General features: G+C 64.0%; 19 protein-coding genes and 1 pseudogene. 10 read left to right on the top strand and 10 right to left on the bottom strand.

The features are described from left to right. Nucleotides 1–40: 40 nt before the first annotated feature. Nucleotides 41–1,000, bottom strand: coding sequence for a Bug family tripartite tricarboxylate transporter substrate binding protein (locus tag N825_RS09790; RefSeq protein ID WP_084164608.1), 960 nt, complete (start codon nt 998–1,000; stop codon nt 41–43). Between the two features lie 158 nt (nt 1,001–1,158). Between N825_RS09790 and N825_RS36345 the strand changes: the two genes are divergently transcribed. After that, nucleotides 1,159–1,875 (top strand): GntR family transcriptional regulator, encoded by a 717-nt coding sequence (locus N825_RS36345; RefSeq protein ID WP_051511877.1) that lies wholly within the window; start codon nt 1,159–1,161, stop codon nt 1,873–1,875. 29 nt (nt 1,876–1,904) lie between these two features. Here the strand turns inward: N825_RS36345 and N825_RS09780 are convergent, their stop codons facing one another. The 5 genes from N825_RS09780 to N825_RS09760 all read right to left on the bottom strand — a co-directional run bounded on the left by N825_RS09780 (nt 1,905) and on the right by N825_RS09760 (nt 8,226). Further along, on the bottom strand, nt 1,905–3,062 hold the full coding sequence (locus tag N825_RS09780; protein WP_037450479.1) for a mandelate racemase/muconate lactonizing enzyme family protein: 1,158 nt from the start codon (nt 3,060–3,062) through the stop codon (nt 1,905–1,907). Nucleotides 3,063–3,091: 29 nt separating this feature from the next. Continuing rightward, nucleotides 3,092–4,177 carry an ABC transporter ATP-binding protein gene (locus tag N825_RS09775; RefSeq protein WP_037450477.1) on the bottom strand — a complete coding sequence of 362 codons (1,086 nt, stop codon included), beginning with the start codon at nt 4,175–4,177 and terminating at the stop codon, nt 3,092–3,094. Nucleotides 4,178–4,180: 3 nt separating this feature from the next. Beyond that, nucleotides 4,181–5,845, bottom strand: coding sequence for an ABC transporter permease (locus tag N825_RS09770; RefSeq protein ID WP_051511876.1), 1,665 nt, complete (start codon nt 5,843–5,845; stop codon nt 4,181–4,183). Between the two features lie 128 nt (nt 5,846–5,973). Continuing rightward, nucleotides 5,974–7,080 carry an ABC transporter substrate-binding protein gene (locus tag N825_RS09765; RefSeq protein ID WP_051511875.1) on the bottom strand — a complete coding sequence of 369 codons (1,107 nt, stop codon included), beginning with the start codon at nt 7,078–7,080 and terminating at the stop codon, nt 5,974–5,976. A 57-nt stretch (nt 7,081–7,137) separates the two neighbouring features. After that, nucleotides 7,138–8,226, bottom strand: coding sequence for a mandelate racemase/muconate lactonizing enzyme family protein (locus N825_RS09760; RefSeq protein WP_037450473.1), 1,089 nt, complete (start codon nt 8,224–8,226; stop codon nt 7,138–7,140). Between N825_RS09760 and N825_RS38770 the strand changes: the two genes are divergently transcribed. From N825_RS38770 to N825_RS09745, 3 genes are read left to right on the top strand one after another with little or no spacing between them, the layout of a single operon-like run. Further along, nucleotides 8,213–9,280, top strand: a complete 1,068-nt coding sequence (locus tag N825_RS38770; RefSeq protein ID WP_157619074.1) for an alpha/beta hydrolase — start codon at nt 8,213–8,215, stop codon at nt 9,278–9,280. The genes N825_RS09760 and N825_RS38770 overlap by 14 nt on opposite strands. Beyond that, entirely contained in the window at nt 9,226–10,074 is an 849-nt protein-coding gene (locus tag N825_RS09750; protein WP_051511873.1) for an IclR family transcriptional regulator, read from the top strand. Before N825_RS38770 ends, N825_RS09750 begins: the two co-directional genes overlap by 55 nt. Nucleotides 10,075–10,081: 7 nt before the next feature. Next, nucleotides 10,082–10,906, top strand: coding sequence for a cyclase family protein (locus N825_RS09745; RefSeq protein WP_037450467.1), 825 nt, complete (start codon nt 10,082–10,084; stop codon nt 10,904–10,906). 4 nt (nt 10,907–10,910) lie between these two features. Here the strand turns inward: N825_RS09745 and N825_RS09740 are convergent, their stop codons facing one another. Beyond that, nucleotides 10,911–11,948 (bottom strand): 3-carboxy-cis,cis-muconate cycloisomerase, encoded by a 1,038-nt coding sequence (locus N825_RS09740; protein ID WP_037450923.1) that lies wholly within the window; start codon nt 11,946–11,948, stop codon nt 10,911–10,913. 284 nt (nt 11,949–12,232) lie between these two features. On the opposite strand from N825_RS09740, the pseudogene N825_RS09735 reads away from it, so the two are divergent. From N825_RS09735 to N825_RS09715, 6 genes and pseudogenes are all read left to right on the top strand, one after another. Further along, nucleotides 12,233–12,538 (top strand): annotated as a pseudogene (locus tag N825_RS09735) (transposase family protein); the annotation flags it as partial. Nucleotides 12,539–12,833: 295 nt separating this feature from the next. Next, nucleotides 12,834–13,577: a GNAT family N-acetyltransferase gene (locus N825_RS09730; RefSeq protein ID WP_157619073.1), complete on the top strand. Its 744-nt coding sequence runs from the start codon at nt 12,834–12,836 to the stop codon at nt 13,575–13,577. A gap of 62 nt (nt 13,578–13,639) precedes the next feature. Beyond that, a complete protein-coding gene (locus N825_RS37515) occupies nt 13,640–15,280 on the top strand; it encodes an ISL3 family transposase (RefSeq protein WP_157619072.1) in 1,641 nt (546 codons plus the stop codon). A gap of 73 nt (nt 15,281–15,353) precedes the next feature. Further along, a complete protein-coding gene (locus N825_RS40980; RefSeq protein WP_084164605.1) occupies nt 15,354–15,866 on the top strand; it encodes a transposase in 513 nt (170 codons plus the stop codon). A 212-nt stretch (nt 15,867–16,078) separates the two neighbouring features. Continuing rightward, nucleotides 16,079–16,363 carry a type II toxin-antitoxin system prevent-host-death family antitoxin gene (locus N825_RS09720; protein WP_198038261.1) on the top strand — a complete coding sequence of 95 codons (285 nt, stop codon included), beginning with the start codon at nt 16,079–16,081 and terminating at the stop codon, nt 16,361–16,363. A 1-nt stretch (nt 16,364) separates the two neighbouring features. Next, nucleotides 16,365–16,868 carry a PIN domain-containing protein gene (locus N825_RS09715; protein ID WP_051511866.1) on the top strand — a complete coding sequence of 168 codons (504 nt, stop codon included), beginning with the start codon at nt 16,365–16,367 and terminating at the stop codon, nt 16,866–16,868. Between the two features lie 105 nt (nt 16,869–16,973). Here the strand turns inward: N825_RS09715 and N825_RS09710 are convergent, their stop codons facing one another. The 3 genes from N825_RS09710 to N825_RS40975 form a co-directional block, all read right to left on the bottom strand. Then, entirely contained in the window at nt 16,974–17,165 is a 192-nt protein-coding gene (locus tag N825_RS09710) for a hypothetical protein (RefSeq protein WP_037450458.1), read from the bottom strand. A gap of 114 nt (nt 17,166–17,279) precedes the next feature. Next, nucleotides 17,280–17,576 (bottom strand): hypothetical protein, encoded by a 297-nt coding sequence (locus N825_RS36330; RefSeq protein WP_157619071.1) that lies wholly within the window; start codon nt 17,574–17,576, stop codon nt 17,280–17,282. Between the two features lie 134 nt (nt 17,577–17,710). Next, a complete protein-coding gene (locus tag N825_RS40975) occupies nt 17,711–17,932 on the bottom strand; it encodes a helix-turn-helix transcriptional regulator (RefSeq protein ID WP_084164635.1) in 222 nt (73 codons plus the stop codon). Nucleotides 17,933–18,616 lie beyond the last annotated feature (684 nt).

The raw sequence follows: 18,616 nt of genomic DNA, 5'->3' as shown, positions 1-18,616 counted from the left end.
GGCGGGGAGGCGGCGCGCGCCTCCCCGGCACGCGGCGCGATCAGCGCTTCAGGTTGGCCTTGAGCCACTCGACCTGCGAGCCGACGGTCTTCTTGACCTCTTCCGGCGCGACATAGACCGCCTTGAGGCCGAGCTCCGCCGCCTTCTCCGGATAGCCGGAAGAGGTCGCGATCTTCCTCACCGCGGCCTTCAGCCTGTCGAGCACCTCCGGCGGGGCGCCAACGGGGATGGCGAGACCGCGGGCCGAGCCCTGGAACTGGATGTCGTAGCCGAGCTCCTTGAATGTTGGGACGTCGGGCATTTGCGGGTCGCGGGCATCGCCGCCGACCGCGAGAACGCGAAGGCTGCCGTCCTTCACATAGGGTATCGCCTCGGAGACGGTGAGACCGACCGCGTCGACATGGCCGCCGAGACCGGCGGTGATCGCCTCCTTGCCGCTGTCGAAATTCACGATGCGGAACTTCACACCGGTCGCGACCTCGACCGACTTCGCGGTGAGCGCGTCGGACGAGACGATACCGGTCGCGGCGTAGGAGAGGCCGCCGGGGTTCTTCCTCATGTGATCGACGGCGTCGGTCATGTTCTTGAACGGGCTCTTGCCGCTCACCGCGACGACGACCGGATCGAACGCGATCTGTCCGAGGAAGTCGAACTGGGTGACCGGATCGAAGGGCAGGGCGCCGGTGGCGAAGTTCGCGCTGAGGGCGGGCAGGTTGTAGTTGCCGAGCGAGTAGCCGTCCGACTTGGCGCGCGCGATGAATGTCCATCCGGTGACTCCGCCGGCGCCACCCCGGTTCACGATCACCACGGGCTGTCCGAGCTCCTTCTCGAGGAAGGGCGCGAAAGCGCGGAAGTTGAGGTCCACGCCGCCACCCGCGCCGTAGGTGATGTTTATTTCGATCGGCTTGGTGGGGTAGGATTGCGCGAAGGCGGGAGCGGCGAAGCTGGTGAGCAGGGTCGCGGCGAGCGCCAACCCGGCACGGGAAGTGCCTGCGAACATGGTGGTTTCCTCCGTTGTGCCGGATTTTTGGGGTCAAGCCCCTCCGGTCTCTGATCGAACACGGGATGGCGTCGATGTAGATTTGATATTTGCGCAAATAGCAAAAGCTGTCAATTTGGTATTGGGCGCGGAAGGCTCCGCGCCGATGGGAAATTCACATGGCCAGTCCCGCAAAGCCGCCGCTGAACGAACCGACCTATCTGCGGGTGAAGCGCGCGATCATCGGCGACCTGATCGGCCACGGCTTCCAGCCCGGCGATCATCTGACGATCGAGATGCTCACCTCGCGCTACAATGTCAGTCACATGCCGATCCGCGAGGCGCTGCGGCAGCTGGAGGGTGAGGGCATCCTCGTCTCGATCGCGCATCGTGGGTTCCGTATCGAGGCACTGAACGAGCGCTACATCTGCAACATGTACGACATCCGCATCGGCATCGAGACGATGCTGGCCCGCCGGGCGGCGCAACATGTCGGCGGTGCCGATGTCGATCGAATGCGGGCGATCCATGATCGCTACATCGCGGCGGTGAACGCCGGGGACAATTCGGCGGTCATCGGCATGAATGTCCAGTTCCACGACGTCATCCACGATCTGGCGCACAATCCCGAGGCGGTGCAACTCCTCGAAGTGCGCACCCGTATCGTCCGCTCGGTCGCACAGACGGTGGACGCTCATGTCGATCAGGACCGGGCGCCGACGGTCGCGGAGCATGCTCGGATCATCGAGGCGCTGGCGGCGCATGACGCGGATGGAGCGAGCCAGGCGATCTTCGACCATCTCGACAAGGCACGGGACCGGCTGCTGGTGCGGGTCGAGAAGGCGGGGCATCTGCTCGGCGCGCGGGTCGCGGAGACGGGCGCGAACGTCGGCTAGGCCCGTGTCCCTCCGCTCCGCGCCCACCGCTATTGGTCCACGACCGAGCCGTCGCGATGGAGTCGTGTTTTCAGCTTGCGCGGGAGATAGGGAAACTTGTCCCGCGCGTCCGGGTGCAAGACGATGCCGAGGCCAGGCGCGTCGCTGATGTTGAGGAAACCCGCCCCGTCATGACGTGGGGCGCCGGTGACGAGCTGGTCGAAGTCTGGCCGCTTGGCCTGATCGCTCCAGATGTCGGCGGGGAATTCCTGAAGCACGAAAGTCGGCGCGGTGGCCGCGATCTGCAGGCAGGCGACGGTCGAGACGACGCTCAGCGGATTGTGCGGCACAACGCCCAGATGCGAGGCCTCCGCGAGCGTGGCGATCTTGCGCGCCCCCGATATGCCGCCGACCATGCAGATGTCCGGACGCAGCAACTGCACGGCCTGTCGCGCGATCAGCATCTGGAATTCCCACAGCGAGGTCAGTCGTTCGCCGGTCGCGAGGGGGATGCCGATCTTGCTGGCGACATAGGCGGTCTCGTCGAAATTGTCGGGCGTGACCGGGTCTTCGAGGAAGAGCGGACGGTAGGGCTCGATTTCCCGGCCGAACTGGACCGCCTCGTAAGGTGTCATGCGGCGGTGGATCTCGATGCACAGATCGACGTCGGGACCGGCGATCTCGCGATACCGCCGCACGGTGTCGACCGCGTCGCCGATCTTTCGGGCGTGGGACTGGTGGAACGGCTCGTCGCGCGGGGAATCTAGGAACGGCGTGAGATGACCCACGGCGGTGAAGCCCGCCTCGCGCGCATTCCTCACGCCCGCGAACAGCTCTTCCTTGGTGGTGCCGTAGACGTGGAAATAGCACCGCGCCTTGTCGCGCACCTTGCCGCCGAGCAGGGCGTGAACGGGGGCGTCGTAATGCTTGCCGGCGATGTCCCACAGCGCGATGTCGATCGCCGAAAGCGCCGCCATGATCGCCGAGCCGCGAAAATGCGTGGAGCGGTACATGTACTGCCAGTGGTGTTCGATCAGCAGCGGATCCTTGCCGATCAGATAATCGGTAAAGACACCGAGCGCGCCGACGGTGGCCTCGTGGAACGCCCACGCACCGCCTTCGCCGAGGCCGGTCACGCCGGTATCGGTGGTGACCCGCACGAACAGGAAGCGGTCGAGCAGGATGGGTTCGATGCTTTCGATACGCATGCGCGCCTCCGGTTCGTGTGGCCGTGGTTTCAGGACAGCATCAGCCGGCAATCATCGGGGTGGATGCCGAGGAAGATCGCGCCGTCGCGCGGGGCGGACGGGCTGATGACGCGAACCTCGCCAAGCGCCGTGTTCCCGACGACCTCCCAGTCATTGCCCTGGAACAGCTTCGCGGTGGGCTCCAGCGGAACGACCATCGAGCCTGGACGCGCCTCGATGCCAGCGCTGAGCAACTGCACGCGTCGCGGTCGGATCGCGATCCGCACCGGCGTGCCGGCGGGGACTGATCCCGTGGCGAGTTCGAGGCGCTCGCCATTCGCGAGCGCGACGCGGACCCCGCCGCGGCCAGGCATCACTGGCTCGACATGGCCGGCGAAGGTGTTCGCTCCGCCGACGAAATCCGCGGCGTAGGAGGTGCGGGGCGACTCATAGACTTCCGTCGCCGGGCCGTCCTGCTCGACCTCGCCCTCGCGCAGCAGGATCACGCGGTCGGCGAGCGAGAGCGCCTCGACATGGTCGTGGGTGACGATCACGGTGGTGAGCTTCAACTCAGCCTGGAGCTTGGCGAGCCAGCCGCGGGCGCGCTCGCGGAGCTGCACGTCGAGTGCCGACAGCGGCTCGTCGAGTAGCAGCACCTTGGGCTGGAACACGAGCGCGCGGGCGATGGCGACGCGCTGCTGCTGGCCGCCGGACAGCTCGAACGGGTAGCGGTCGGCCAGCTTGGAGAGTTCGAGGCGCTCGAGCATGGCGCGCGCCGTTTCATGCCGCTCGCTGCGGCCGACCCCGCGCACCTTCAGCGGGTAGGCGATATTGTCCAGCACGCGCATGTGTGGCCACAGCGCATAGGACTGGAACACGTAGCCTACGCCGCGGCGCTCGGCGGGGACGACGGTGTCGCCCTTGTCCGAATAGACCAGCTCGCCGCCGATCCGGATCTCGCCGCCGGAAGGCGTATCGAGGCCCGCGATGAGGTTGAGCAGGGTGGTCTTGCCGCAGCCGCTCGCGCCGAGTAGGCCAGTGAACGAGCCCTCCTCGATGCCGAGGCTGATCGGGTTGAGCACCCGGACGGCGCCGTAGCTTTTGGTGACGCCGTTGAGTGTGATCATGTCGGGCATGGTCTATCCCCGCGAGTAGATGAAGACGGCGAGGGGCACGGTGATCACGAGCTGGATCACCGCCAGCGCCGCGAGACTGCCCAAATGGCCGACAAGGTTGAGCTGAAGCATTGTCGTGCCGATAACTTCCGTGCCCGGACTGAACAGGAAGGAGGCGGCCGAGTATTCTTTGAAGAAGTGGATGAAGTAGAGCATGAACGCGCCGACCAATGCGGTCTTTGTCAGAGGCAGGGTGACATCACGCACCGCCGCCCAGCGGCTGCCGCCCGATACCCGCACCGCGCGGTCGAGATCCGAGCCGATCTGGAGGAAGGAGGGGGTGAGGGCGCCGAAGCCGGTGGGGAAGTAGCGGATGGTGAAGGCGATCATCAGGATGACGATGGTCTGCCGCAGCCAGTCGCCGCCGGGCATCAGCATCACCGCGTAGAAGAAGCCGAGACCAACGACCAGGCCTGGCACCGCGCGCGGAATGACCGACACCTGCTCGATCACCGTTCGAGCGAAAGGCAAGGTCCTGTAAGCGAACACGGCGGCTACGAAGGTGAGGATCAGCGCGCCGAAGCCACCCACGGAGGCGATGATCAGCGTGTTCCAGATCGAGCGGACATACTGCTCGCGTGAGAAGATGACGTCGTAATTGGCCAGCGTCAGCACGTCGGCGATGGGCAGGAGCGGGGAGAGCAGGCTGGTGAACGACCGCAGGATGAGGAAGCCAGTGGGGACGATGGAGGTGACGAGGACGAAAAGTCCGATCACGCCCGTGATCACCCAGCCCATCGCGCCGAGCTTCGCGCGGGCGCTGCGTCCGGACCGTCCGCCGACGGTGACGTAGCGGCGCGTGTCGCCGATCCAGCGGGTCTGCACCCAGACGAGTAGCTGCACCACGATGATCATGAAGACGGCCGCGGCTGCGACGATGCCATAATCCACCTGCGCCGCGATCAGCCCCTTCGTGTAGAGGTAGGTTGCCAGCACCTGAATGCGCGCCGGCTCGCCAATGATCAGCGGCACGGCCAGCAGGTCGACCACCAGCATGAAATTCAGCACCGCGCAGGACAGGATCGCCGGCTTCAGCAGCGGGATGACGATGGTCGCGATCGTGCGCAGCGGGCCCGCACCGGAAATGCGCGCGGAACGCTCCAGATCATTGGGAATGTTCGCGGCGGCGGCGGCGAAGAACAGGTAGCTGATTGGCGCCTGCGAAAGGCCGGCGATCAGGCTCATGCCTTCGATCGAGTACAGGTTTGGCAGGCCAAAGCCGAGATTGGCCCGCATGAACAGCGAGACGTAGCCGCCCGGCCCGTACAGCATCGACCACGCGAAGGACAGGATCAGTGGCGAGATGAAGATCGGCGCGAGGAACAGCAGGCGCAGTGTCTTCCGCAGCGGCAGGTTCACTCGCTCGAACAGCAGGCTCAGCGCAAGGCCCAGGGCGAGCGAGATCACCGTCGAGAGCGCGGCGAAGTAGAAGGTGTTCTCTGTCGCCTCGAGGAACGCGCCGTCCCGCAACAGGCGGGAGAAATTCCCCAGCCCCAGCGTGCCGGTGGCGTCGTAGATCGGCTTGTCCAGGAACGCCTGATAGACGATCGGGATGACGGGCGAGATCAGGAACAGGAAGAGGACCACGCAGAAGACGAATGTGGTCCCGCGCAGGTTGAAAATTCTCATTCCGGGTCTCCGGCAGCCGTGTGCTCAGGCAAGCTGGCGCCGCGGCGAAAGAGGCTAGGCGGCAGACGCGACGGCAAAAGGCTGAGGATGCGGGACCGGGCGGGGGATGCGCCCGGTCCCGCGGGAACTCACTTCTTGAACGCGCTGTCCAGCCGGGGTGCGATTTCCGGCACGCCCTTGAGCATCGCCGGATCGAGGGAGACACGCGCGATGTTCGCTTCGCCGACCTTCTCGACGATGCGGTCATAGGTCAGTCCGCCAGGCATCGCGGCCGGATCGGTCACGTCGGCGCGGTAGGAGACGAGGCCGCCCTTGCCGACCGCCGTCTGACCTTTCTGCGACAGCAGGAAGTCGATCATCAGCTTGGCCGAGTTCGGGTTCGCGGCCGACTTGGTGATCGCCATGTTGCGCATGTTGATCACGGTGCCGTCGGTCGGCAGGCCCCAGCCGATCAACTTCTCGCGATTGGGATCCTTGAACAGGCCGAGCACGGCCTGCGAGGAAACAAGATAGCCGATGACGTATTCGCCCGAGGTGATCTTCTCCACGATCGGGCCGGCGGTACGGTAGACGTCGGACATCGGCCCGATCTTGTCGAACCAACCATAGGCGGTCTCGCCGCGCAGTTTCACCAGACCATAGAAGATGGCCTGTGTGAACGCGCTGGCGTTCGGCGCATAGGTGCCGAGCCGGCGGTTGAACTCACCCGGATTGGCGCTCGCCACGTTCACGATGTCCTGCATGGATTTCGGCCACTGGGCCTGTGGCAGGACGAGCTTGTTCCAGGCGAGAACGAACGGATCGGTCGAGACCGTGTAGACACCCGGCTGAGGCACCGACCACGCCGGGATCTTCGAGATTTCCGGCGACTGGTAGGGTTCGAACATGTTCTTTGGCATGAAATCGAGCCAGGCCAGCGGCGCGGCGGAGAGCAGGATGTCGGCCGAGCGGGTCTTGGCGCCCTGGTCGGCATAGTAGCGCTCGAACACCTCATTGGCGTTGAGGTCGGTCGGCTCGACCTTGATCCAAGGGTATTCCTCCTTGAACCCGGCGACGATCGGATCCCAGTTGAACAGCGCGATGTTGGAGTAGACGGTGAGGCCGCTCTCCTTCTTCGAGGCTTCGATGATCTGGGAATATTCCGGTGGGTAGTAGGACGGTGGCGCCGCCCGCGCCGTGGCGAACGACGACAGCAGCAGGCCGGCGGCGGCTATGGCCGCGTGCAGCTTCTTCATGACTTCCTCCCTTGAACGCCGTGATTTTTCATCGACGGTTCTAGTTGCCGGCCGCGCTCAGCCGACCCGGTATTTCGCGAGTTCCTGTTCGTTCGGATCGCAGGCGTTGCCCGGAACCTCGGGCACCGTGACCGTGCCGTCCGCGTTGATGTCGGGCGTGTTGACGTAGACGTTGCCCCACATCGGATCGAATTCCTTCGGGTAGAACTCGATCATCAAGCCATTCGGGATCGCGGCGAGCAGGTGAAGATGGGTCTGCTGGTCGCCATGGGGGCATATGTCGAGGCCGTGGGCCTGCGCCATCGCGGCGATCTTCATGAACTCGGTGACGCCGCCAGTGTAGCGCGCATCGGGCTGGAGGATGCCGACGGCCTGCGTCGCGATCAGGTCGCGGAAACCGTGCTTGGTGTACTCGTTCTCGCCCGAGGCGATGGTGACCGGCACAGCCCGCGCGATCTTGCGCATGCCTTCGTAGTCGTCCGGCTGCACCGGCTCCTCGAACCAGAATACGTCGTGATCCACGACCATGCGGCCGAAGGTGATGGCGTCGTAGTAGCGATAGGCGCAGTTGGCATCGACCATCAGCTTGACGTCCGGCCCGATGGCCTCGCGCACCAGTTTCACGCGGGCGGCGTCGTCGCGGGGCGAGAGCGCGCCGACCTTCATCTTCACCGCGCGGGCGCCGCGCTCGACATAGCCGGCCATTTCCTCGCCGAGACCGTCGAGACCCTTGCCCGGCGTGTAGTAGCCGCCCGTCACGTAGGTCGCGATATTCTTGCGGAAACCGCCGAGCAGGACATGGAGCGGCAGGCTCGCGGCCTTCGCCTTGATGTCCCACAGCGCGAAATCGATGGCCGAGAGAGCGCGGGTTTCGAGGCCGCGGCGGCCGGAGATCTTCGGGTTGAACAGCTTCGCCCAGACCAGTTCGCTCATGAACGGATCCATGCCGATGATCTGTTCGCAGAAGGTCGAGATGAACTGTTTCTCGCCGGGCTTGGCGCCGGAAATGCCGATGCCGGTGATGCCTTGGTCGGTGGTCACCTTGACCACGCCGAGCGTGACGTCGGTATAGGTGTGCAGGCCGTTGGTAATCGGCTGAGGACGAGGCCACTGATAGTAGGCGACGTCGGCCTTGACGATCTTCATCGTTGGCGCCCTCCCAGGCGGTGGGCCGCGCTGCGCGCGCGATCCTGGCTATCGACGGTTATCCGCCGTCTCGTTGTTGAGGGAGAGATTGACAAGGCAATTGGATCATGTCAATCAGCGAAAACAAATTTCATTGGATGAAAACGATATGGGGACTCGAGCCACGAAGAAGATCTCGGAGCGGGTGGTCTTCGCCGCGACGACCGACAGTTACAGCCATGCTGGCGTGCTGTTCGAGCCGGAGGGCGAGCGCGCGCGGACGCTGGTGATCTGGCTGCACGGTATTCACCTGCAGTTCTGCGAGCCGGAATACGTCGCGATTGGCCGCGCGGTGGCGGGCCCGCGGGTGGCTTTCCTCACCGCCAATACGCGCGGCCATGACTTCGGCGCGTGGATGCGCGGCGAGAACGGGCTGAAGCTCGCAGGGTCGGGATGGGAACTGCTCCACGAGTGCCCGGCCGATCTCGAAGGCTGGCTGCGATTCGCGGAAGCGGAGGGCTATGGGAACGTCGTCCTCGCCGGGCACGGCTTCGGTGGCTCGAAGATCATCCACCACCTGTCCAGCCGGAATGAGCCGATGGTGCGCGGAATCATTCTCGCCTCCTGCGCCTCCATCGTGCGCGACCTGCTGAAGCCGGAATATCACGCGCTCGCCAAGCGGATGGTCGAGGAAGGGCGCGGTACCGACCTGCTGCCCTGGGGCGCGCGGCCCGGCGTCATTCCCAGTACGGTGAGCGCGCAGGTTCTGGTCGCCCGCGAGCGGCTTCACCACGACCTCTACGGCGACGGCCAGCAGCCGCCCGCGCTGACGCGTATCCGCGTGCCCCTCATCGCCTGGTTCGGCGAGAAGGAAGTCCGCGTCGGTCAGGATAATCAGCAATTGCTGCACAGCACCGCGCAGAACTTGACCGCGTGTCCGCTGGTGGAGACCAAGCTGTTGCCGGGAGTGACTTATCTCTATACAGGAGTCGAAGATGTCATCGCGAAGGAGATTCTGCAGTGGGTAGGCCGCGTCAGTCCGAGCGGGAAGGCGAAGCGGACAAGCCGGCCCTGACGCGCACGCTCGAGCGGGGTTTGACTCTGCTCTCGCTCGTCGCGCGAGGGGGAGACCTGACGCTGATCGACATCAGCCGCGCCGCCAGCATGTCGCCGAGCACCGCCCTGCGGCTGCTGGAAACGCTGCGCGCCCGTCATTTCGTGGAGAAGGACGCTTCGACCGGTGTCTACCGGATCGCCATCGGCGCCTTCGAGATCGGCTCGTCCTATCTGCGCCAGAATGGCCTGGGTGAGGCCGCGCGCGCCGTGCTCAGCCGTCTCTCGGGTGAACTGCGACAGAGCACGAGCCTCGCCGTGCTCGATAATTCCGACATCGTCTATGTCGAGCGCGCCGAGGCGGAAGGTCCGCTCGGCGCGCGCGCGCGCTGGGGCGAGCGGCTGCCCGCGCATAGCACGGCGGCTGGCAAGGCGATGCTGGCGCTGTCCTGGGAATCGCGCTGCGACGAGGTGCTCGGTGCCGAGCCGTTCGCCCGTGTCACTCCCAGGACCATCACCGGGCGCGATGCTCTGATGGCGGAACTCCGTACGATCCGCGAGCGACGCTACGCGGTCGACGACGAGGAGAGCGCTCTTGGGGTTCGCTGCATCGCGGCGCCAGTGCTGGACCGTGATGGTATCGCCCGCGCGGCGATCTCGGTTTCGATGCTGGTGGCGGCCAACACGCCGGAACGCGAGACGCAGGTGGTGAACGCGGTGCTGCGGGCGGCGGACCGGCTTTCCGCCAATCTCGGGTGGACGCAGCATGCCGTGCCGAGAAGCGGGATCGACGCCGATTCCGTGTTCATCGACTGAGGGTCCCATGGACGCCACACCCGACCTTTCCACGATCACCGGCTGGCTGAAATCGGCGCGGATCTTCGACCTCGGAAGGCCTATGGTTCAGGGCATGCCGCAATCGCCCAGCCATCCGCCGTTTAGGATGGCGCTGGAGCGACGCCATGGTGATCGTGAACGGCCAGGCGGAGATTCGGCGGCGAACGAGATGATCGTCACCGGCGGGCATGTCGGCACTCACATCGACGCGCTCGCACACTACTCACACGAGGGGCGCCTATTCGGCGGCGTGTCTGCCTGCGAGGCGCAGACCGGTGGGCGGTTTCTCAGTCATGGCGCTGAGACGCTGCCCATGATCGTCGGGCGGGGTATTCTGATCGACGTGCCGGCCGCGCTCGGCGAGGCGGCCGCGCGAGGCGACGTGCCGCTGGACGCTGCGGCGGTGGACGAGGCGCTGCGCGTGCGGGGCACGACGCCGCGGCCGGGCGATGCGGTGCTGATCCGCACCGGCTGGGGGCGGCGATGGGACGATGCGGCGGCGTTCCTCGACTTCACCGGCGGCGTTCCCGGGCCGGATGTCGGCGGGATCGACCGGCTGCTGGAGGGGCGCCCCGTCGTGATGGGTTCCGACACGCTCGCCTTCGAGCATCTCCCGCCCGGACGCGGACTCACCGAACTGCCGGGCCATCGGCGCCTGCTGGTCGAGGCGGGGGTCCCGATCATCGAGATGCTCGACCTCGAGGAGCTGGCGGCGGCGGGCGTGCGCGAGTTCGTCTTCGTTCTGGCGCCGCTCAAGCTGGTTGGGGCGACAGCCTCGCCGGTGCGGCCATTGGCGCTCGTGGCTGGCTGAAACGCTATTTCATCGCGACGAAACGCGCTCCCTCGATGAGCCGTAAGGCGTGGCGCAGCGCCGCGCCGGTGCTTTGCGCGAGTGGGGGAAGGACCATCCATTCAAGCGTCCACGCCGCGCCGGAACGCTCGCTCTCATGGACCATCGCCTGGAGCAGCGTGCCCTGAAGGCCAGCCGCATGGCGCGCCAGCGCGACGAGCACCTCGGCCGAGACCGGGTTGTTCTTGTGTCCCATCACCGAGGAACCGCCGCCCCCGGATAGGACGATCTCGCCGACCTCGTTCTGCGCCATCATCCCAATATCCTGCCCCATCTTGCCGAGCGACCCGGTGATCCGCGCGAGGATGTGACCGATATCGGCGATGCGGTCCCGCTCGGAATGCCATGCCGTGGTGGCGGCGAGGCCGAGTTCGTCCGCCATCGCCGCGATGATCGCGGGGGCGTGTCCTCGGAAGCTGTCCGCCGTGCCAACCGGTCCGCCGAGCTGGACCGTGAGCGCGTGCGCGCGCAGATCCGCCAGCCGCGCGCGATGACGGCGTAGCGGCTGTGTCCAGGTCGCGAGTTTCGCGGCGGCGGTGAAGGGGAGCGCGCGCTGCATCCGCGTGTGCGCCATCAGGGGGAGGTCGCCCTCACGGCGCGCCCAGTCGTCGAGGTGGGTGATCAGCGTTTCGAGGCGTGCGTCGAGCAGATCGAACAGGCGGGCGAAGGCCAACGCCTGCGCGGTGTCGATGATGTCCTGGCTGGTCGCGCCAAAATGGGCGTGGACGGCGTGAGGTTCGCCCACCGCAAGCCGCAATTGGCGGATGAGGTCGGGGATCTCGACGCCGTCCCGCGCCAGACCTTCCGCCAGACGAGCACGGTCCGGTGTGAAGTCGCGGCACAATTCGACGATGCGGGAGGCGGCTTCCTGCGGGATTAGGCCGGTGGTACCCGAGGCCCTCGCCAGCGCGGCTTCGACCGCGATCAGCGCGTCGAGACGCGCGTCGTCGGCGAACAGGGACGTCACCTCGGCATCGCCGACCAGATTATCGAGCAGAGGCATGTGCGGTTCCGACACCTCGCCGCCACAGCGGCATTCCAAGCGCCCGGAGAGGCGCGTTCGGGGCATGAAAGCATGCGGGCGGTGGAGCGCGCCAGTCGCGCGAGAGGGAACAGGGTCGCGTCAGGATCTGTTTCCAGCAGCCTGAGCGGTGCCGACGCGACGTGGTCGGGTCCAGTCAGTCCGGCCGGGGTGCCGTTCCGCCAGCGACCTTCCCACGATACTTTCTCCGCTCGACATTCTCCGCTCTCCTCGCCGCGGTACTTGGCGTGGTCGGGCCTTGGATCGATGGGCATCTTTTGATGCTCACCGTGACCGCGGCGGATGTTCAGGATGCCGACGGCGCCTCCGGTCACGGCAAGTTGATGGGTGCCGCGGCCTACCATGACTTCACCATCGAGGTGGTGTGCAAGATCGCCGACCAGAAGGGTTTCCAGGTGCCGCCCCGCCGCTGGGTCGTCGAACGAACCTTCGGCTGGATGACCCGCTGGCGCCGCTTGGTGCGGGATCATGAAGTCCGCTGCGACGTCTCGGGCGGCATGACATATCTCGCCATGGGTGCGATTATGCTCCGAAGACCCGCTCATCCCTGATTTCTCAAACGGCCACTTAGATACCAAACATTGGTCTCCGACCACTTTGGAGAGTGCGGGCCGTCACGCACTTACCAGAAGATATACTACGCAAGAGATGGGCCAAAGCTATTGTTTATTTTTTCTATAGTAGCGATACTTTTTGTGATTTTATTGAGTTCGGCAATCAAGATCAGGCGGGACAGGTGGTCATGTCGATGTAAAATGAAGTAATCATGACGTTTTTGTTGTGACCTCTCATGAATGTTTTCATTCGCTTCCATCGCTTGGCTTCTGAGGGGGAACGGTAGATTTCTTGGAAGCTTTTGCCGCAAATACGTTTCGTGAAAGAGCGCCGGCTTCATTCGTTATCGAAGTCAGTGATCGTTTGCGGGTCGAGGTCTTTCAAGATGTGACCCCCCTCGAAAGTTCCTGGCGCGCCCTTAAATCGCGAATGGCCGAACCAGTGCTTTTCCAGAGCTACGATTGGTGCGTCGCCTGGCTTCGCGCCTGCCGTGCGGCTGGGTTGCGCCAGAATGTGCGGATTCTCACCATTTGGCGCGGCGATCAATTGGCCCTCATCTGGCCACTGGAGATCCGTCGCGTGTTCGTGTTCCGGGTGCTGCACTCTCTCGCCGATCCGGCGACGCAATACAGCGACATTCTGAAAAGTCACGAAGAGAACGGCCAGCAACTCGTGCAACTGGCCCTCTCCACCATTCGGAAATGGAAGGATGTCGATGTTCTCGAACTCCGGCGGGTCAGGGATGGATCGGCGTTGGGGAGTTTGCGGAACCTCTCGCCGTTCATGGTGCCCGATACCCAGGCGACTGCGCCGGCGCTGGATTTCACGTCCCTCGCGGGAGCGACTGCGGACCATCGTTCAAGCAGCAGCCGAAGCAATTTGCGGCGACACGAGCGCAAGATCGCCGCATTGGGAACGGTGGAATGCAAGATCGTCGACCACCCCCGCGCGCAACAGGAACTGGGTTCTTCGTTCTTTTGCGTGCACGTCTCACGGTTGAGTGAATGGATCAAGCCAGCGGTCTGCCGGGAGTGATGCCATGGCGCGTTGGGCGTCTTATATGATGGCAGCATCTTCAACAACGACGCTGATATTTATTGATCACCCTTGACCCTTCAGAGTTCTTCCCAAGTCTCCACATCATCGATCGGATCGATCCTCAAAGCCTCCGCCTTACATTCCGAGTACAGATGGATCAGGTAAATGCCTCCTGTCCCCTCTGCGACGTTCGGTCAGCGCGGGTTCACAGCCACTACTGGCGCAGCCTCGGCGACGTTCTCTGTCTGGGACGTCAACTTATTCTTCTGGTGCGCATCCGCGGCTTCCGCTATGTAAACTTCGTCTGCCGCCAGCGGACCTTTGCCGAACGTCCCGATGCCATAGCCCGGCCCAGGGCTCGCCACACCGATCGTCTTCGCACCCTGCACCATGCCGTGGCACTGGCATTGGGCGGCAATGCCGGAGCGCGCCTGGCGGGCAGGATGGCAGTCCCGGTCGGCGCCACGACGCTGCCGCGCCGCATCAGCGAGGCAGTTCCCGATCCAGTGCCGGAAGTCCGTGTTCTCGACGTCGATGACTGGGCTTGGCGCAAAGGCCAGAGCTACGGCACGATCCTGTGCGATCTGGAACGCGACCGCGTCATCGACCTGCTGCCCGACCGCAAGGCCGCGACTTTGGCAGTCTGGCTGCGGCGTCATCCCAGCATCGAGATACTTGTCCGGGATCGTGCGGGCGCTTACGCCGACGGAGCCCGCCAGGGAGCTCCGCAGGCAATCCAGGTAGCGGATCGCTTTCATCTCCTCCGGAACAGCGGCGATGCCCTGCGCGGCGTCCTTGAGCACCATCACCGTCATCTGGCTGAAGCCGCCCGCAGCGCGGCAGCTTCGGCCCTAGCCGAGCAGGAAGCCAACGACTATAACGCCGATGTCGCAGACGGAATTGGCTTGCCGTCTCCCAACAAAGCGGAACGCCGGTCACAGGAGGCGCGCAACCGTCGGCAGGCTCGCTTCGAGGAAGTGGTGCGTCTGCGCGCGCGGGGAATACCGATCAAGGCGATAGCCAGAACGCTTGGGATCGAGCGTAAGATTGTCCGGCGCTGGCTGCGCGCCGGGCGGGTTCCGACCTGGCTTCACACCGACCGGAGCCGGAGCATTCTCGACCCTTTTCGGGATTACCTGGAGACGCGCTGGGATGCTGGATACTGCAACGGCGCCGGACTGTGGCGGGAGATCCGCGACCGGGGCTTCATCGGCCAAGATGGTGTCGTCAAGCAATGGACTGCCCGACGACGACGGGAGGACCGGCTGATCGAACGGACTTCTCCCGCCAAGCTCTTGTCTAAACCCGTTCCACTGCCCACGACGCGCAAAGCGGCGCGGATGCTGATGAGCGAGCCGGACAAGCTGGATGCGGAGAAGCGCCGGTTCACGACAGCGCTCCTTGAGCTGTCGCTGCCGATCGCCCAGGCGGTCGATCTGACGAAGACATTCTCGACCATGATCAAGCAGGGGCTGACCGACCAGCTAGACGGATGGATCAGCACCGCCGAAGACAGCGGCATTGAAGGTTTCGCGCGAAGCCTCCGTCAGGATGTCGAAGCCGTCCATGCCGCCTTGACGCTGCCCTGGAGCACCGGTCCGGTCGAGGGCCAGATCAACCGGCTGAAAGTCGTCAAACGCACCATGTACGGCCGCGCCGGTTTCGATCTCCTGCGCAGCCGCGTCATGGCAGCCACTTAAGTGAAACCGTGCCCTGAATTTCCTTCATAAGCTGTGCACACAAAAGAACGAAGAACCCAACTTTGCACGCCGAATGACAGGTCTATGGCGTCGGGGCAGCCTGACCCTGTGGGTCAGCGACGAGGCGACCGCCGCCTGGAGAGCGGCACCGAGAAAAACGCCCGGTGGGCAGGCGCGTTACTCGGAGACGGCGATCGAAACGGCGGTCATGGTCCGGTTGGTGTTCCACCAGCCGCCGCGCCAGGCGGAGGGGCTGCTCGGATCGCCGCTGGAAGTCATGTGGATTGACCTGCCGATCCCGGACCACACCACGATCAGCCGGCGGGCTGCGCTTCCACAGCGACGAGGCTCGGGCCACCGAGGTCGCCATCGCCGCCCAGGTCCTCAACCGAATACTCGACCTGGGACGCCCAGACTCCGTTCGCGTCGCCTGATCAACAGTGGGGAATGGGGACTCTGTTTTCTCTTCCTCCTCCGTGCGACACGCCATCAGCCCTGCCTCGATGCGACAACGCCTCAGCGAAGGCAAACCCGCGTAATCGCTTCCCACAATCCGCCATGGTCTCCTCGGCAGTCCCCGTGCTGACTGCCGACTTCCACGTTGACCTTTCGGCTGAGTTACCCGGCAACCGCCGGGATGGTGAACTTGTCGCTTTCGGGCGCGGACCGGATCCTGGTGAACATCAAATGCCACTGAGGAGAAGGCCGTCCGCAAAGCGTACAGTTGAATTGGACGCTTCGATTGTACCATCCATTGTTCCCGTGGTATGATCGGCCATGTTTCGCATGGAGGCGGACATGACCCAGGAGCGACTTTGGCAGGCAACCGACGCCAGGGCCAACCTGCCCACTGTCATGGAAGGCGCCCTCGCGGGCGTTCCCCAGGTCATCAAGAAGCGGACTGGCGAGGAGGTTGTTGTGATCGCCCGTGCCGACTACGACCGCATGAAGCCGAACCTGAAGGATTTCCTTTTGCGGAGCGCCGGCCTTGACCAGGACGATGCGCTTGATGAAGGCATCCGCAAGGCACGCTTGAACGGTGCCATGGGCTTCGCACCGCGCTCGACCGGCCTGGAGGACTAACGTGTTCCTCCTCGACACCGACGTGGTCAGCAACTTCCGAAAGAAACCTCACCCGAACCTGGTGGCATGGCTCAATGCGGTGAATGCGCATGACATCGCTGTCTCCGCCATGACCGTCTTCGAAATCCAGACCAGCATCAATTACGTGCGCGAGCACGATGCTGCCAAGGCGAAGGACATCGACGATTGGCTGCGCGGTTTCCTGCTGGCGGGCGGTATGTCCATCCTGCCGGTGGACGCGGACGTGGCCCGGCTCTACGGGAACATGTTCACCACCCCGGAACTGAAAAACTTCCTGTACCCCGATCCTGACAGCAAGCGACCGAAGAGCGGTGCCGATCTCATCATCGCCGCGACCGCCATCGTTCACGAGGCCACGGTGGTGACCATCAACAGAGCCGATTACGAGCGCATCCACGCCCACTTTCCGCTCCCCGGCCTGTACGAGCCCTTCAGCGACACCTTCGTGGTGGATCCGGACGCGGGCGCCCTTCCACACCCCTGAAGGGGTGAGCGTCGTCGGCGTCTACTTGCATGACGGGACTGTCGAGCGATTGGGGGAGCGGTCGTGATCAGGGTATGACCAGCCGAGTTTTTGGCTGGCTGAGGATCAAGGATGGGGTGGGTTTTGCGCCTGGTGGAAACCGGAGTCGATGGAGCGAGCCGCGGCGTCGACGTGATGGTGATTGATCATCCCGGCGATCTGGGCGACATCGGGGATCTGGGTTTGACCCTGGCGCAGGGCAAGCGGCTTGTCGCTCTCGTCCAGCAGGAAATCGTCACGGCTGAGATCCGTGCCCATGCGGTCCGACGGCCGCTGTGTCGCTCCTGCGGAACCGCGTGCCAGCTGAAGGACTACCGCTGGCGTTTTGCACCGAGGAGGAATAGGCAATGCAGCCCCTATCGCCACTGTTGATCACGCGACGCAAAGGGAGTTCGGGCGTCCCAGGTCGAGCATTCGGTTGAGGACCTGGGCGGCGATGGCGACCTCGGTGGCTCGTGCTTTATCGCCGTGGAAACGCGGCCAGTCGCCGATGACCTGTTTCCAGCGCGCGGACTGGCCCTCGACGCGGGCTCTCTGATTGTAGCCACTGCCTCGCCGCCAAGCCATACGCCCCTTCCCGATGATCGCCTGGATGTGGCGGTCGCGCTGGCTGGGTTCGGTCTTCGCGCTGGCGCTGAGCACGGCATCGGCGCGGGGTGGAACGATCACCTTCGCGTCCGGATGGCGTTCGTTCAGGGCGGTGTAAAACCCGGTTCCTCCACGGTGTTTTCGCGGACATAGGTGAGGCTGTGGCCATTCACCGCAGCGTCCAAAAGTATAAGCCTGCAACCTACGCCGCATCATCATCTACGAATTACTACTTCTGAGAACATCTCAGTAAGCTCTGTATTGAGAGCTCCACAAAGCGCCAAAACCAATAGTAAGCTGGGATTGCGTCGCCCATTCTCTAACTGACTTAGATAACCTACGGACACTCCCGCGCGATGCGCGAGGTCCTCTTGTGATAAGCCAACCCTCTCGCGTGCGCGACGAAGGGCGGAGCCAAAGGTCTTAAGCGGATCCATGCCCCACAGCGCAACATTGCCAAGCGTTGCGCCATTCACTATAGTGAAAGCAGCATCCATCACGGCTTACATTGGAGGCTTATCCTGGGATCAAAAACTGATGATCAAAGCTTGGAGCTAAGGACGATAGCTTTCAGCGCGAGGGGACCAAGCTGTGTCCTGTTAGTGTACGCAAGTGAGGACGGTGGAAATATCCACATGGACTCGCTTGCCACAGGCAACGGTGTTGAAGTTGGAATAAACGGTATGAGGAGACACACGCTGACAATTATTGAAGCCGCGAACCTATTGAGAACCATTAGCCAGGAGTTGGATCGTGCAGGGCAGATCTCACGAGCTAAAAATGCGCGTAAATGATGCCAGGTAATATATAGAATTTGCATGTCAACTCTGCGACCGGCACCAATCGTAACCCCGCGCCCGTTGGGTCGGTGCACGGATGCCGCGGTTGCTTGAGCGGAATGGGTTCGGTAGGGAGACTGCCCCTTCTTGATCGGCCCGTCTGACCATGCCGCACAAGCACAATGCCTCCCGTCGCCACCGGATCCTGAGGAACCGTTACAAGGTAAGGAACAGGAATGCCTACGAGGCAGGCCTGCGCCAGCGCGGCTCGCTGACGATCTGGTTTAGCGAGTGTCAAGGTGCAGGCAATTTTCCCCAGTATGGGAAGGCAAAATTCCTCAC

The sequence above is a fragment of the Skermanella stibiiresistens SB22 genome, assembly GCF_000576635.1.
GTDB lineage: Bacteria > Pseudomonadota > Alphaproteobacteria > Azospirillales > Azospirillaceae > Skermanella > Skermanella stibiiresistens.
The sequence above is the reverse complement of the archived record's forward strand: the minus strand, read 5'-3'. Positions and strand labels throughout refer to the sequence as shown.

Bases quoted from the DNA above. Each gene is read 5' to 3' on its own strand.
- N825_RS09775 (WP_037450477.1), bottom strand. From the start codon at position 4,177: ATGCCCGACATGATCACACTCAACGGCGTCACCAAAAGCTACGGCGCC.
- N825_RS09765 (WP_051511875.1), bottom strand. From the start codon at position 7,080: ATGAAGAAGCTGCACGCGGCCATAGCCGCCGCCGGCCTGCTGCTGTCG.
- N825_RS09710 (WP_037450458.1), bottom strand. From the start codon at position 17,165: ATGGGCACGGATCTCAGCCGTGACGATTTCCTGCTGGACGAGAGCGAC.
- N825_RS09780 (WP_037450479.1), bottom strand. From the start codon at position 3,062: ATGCGTATCGAAAGCATCGAACCCATCCTGCTCGACCGCTTCCTGTTC.
- N825_RS09790 (WP_084164608.1), bottom strand. From the start codon at position 1,000: ATGTTCGCAGGCACTTCCCGTGCCGGGTTGGCGCTCGCCGCGACCCTG.
- N825_RS09745 (WP_037450467.1), top strand. From the start codon at position 10,082: ATGGACGCCACACCCGACCTTTCCACGATCACCGGCTGGCTGAAATCG.
- N825_RS40980 (WP_084164605.1), top strand. From the start codon at position 15,354: ATGACAGGTCTATGGCGTCGGGGCAGCCTGACCCTGTGGGTCAGCGAC.
- N825_RS09770 (WP_051511876.1), bottom strand. From the start codon at position 5,845: ATGAGAATTTTCAACCTGCGCGGGACCACATTCGTCTTCTGCGTGGTC.
- N825_RS09760 (WP_037450473.1), bottom strand. From the start codon at position 8,226: ATGAAGATCGTCAAGGCCGACGTCGCCTACTATCAGTGGCCTCGTCCT.
- N825_RS09740 (WP_037450923.1), bottom strand. From the start codon at position 11,948: ATGCCTCTGCTCGATAATCTGGTCGGCGATGCCGAGGTGACGTCCCTG.
- N825_RS09720 (WP_198038261.1), top strand. From the start codon at position 16,079: ATGACCCAGGAGCGACTTTGGCAGGCAACCGACGCCAGGGCCAACCTG.
- N825_RS40975 (WP_084164635.1), bottom strand. From the start codon at position 17,932: ATGGATCCGCTTAAGACCTTTGGCTCCGCCCTTCGTCGCGCACGCGAG.
- N825_RS36345 (WP_051511877.1), top strand. From the start codon at position 1,159: ATGGCCAGTCCCGCAAAGCCGCCGCTGAACGAACCGACCTATCTGCGG.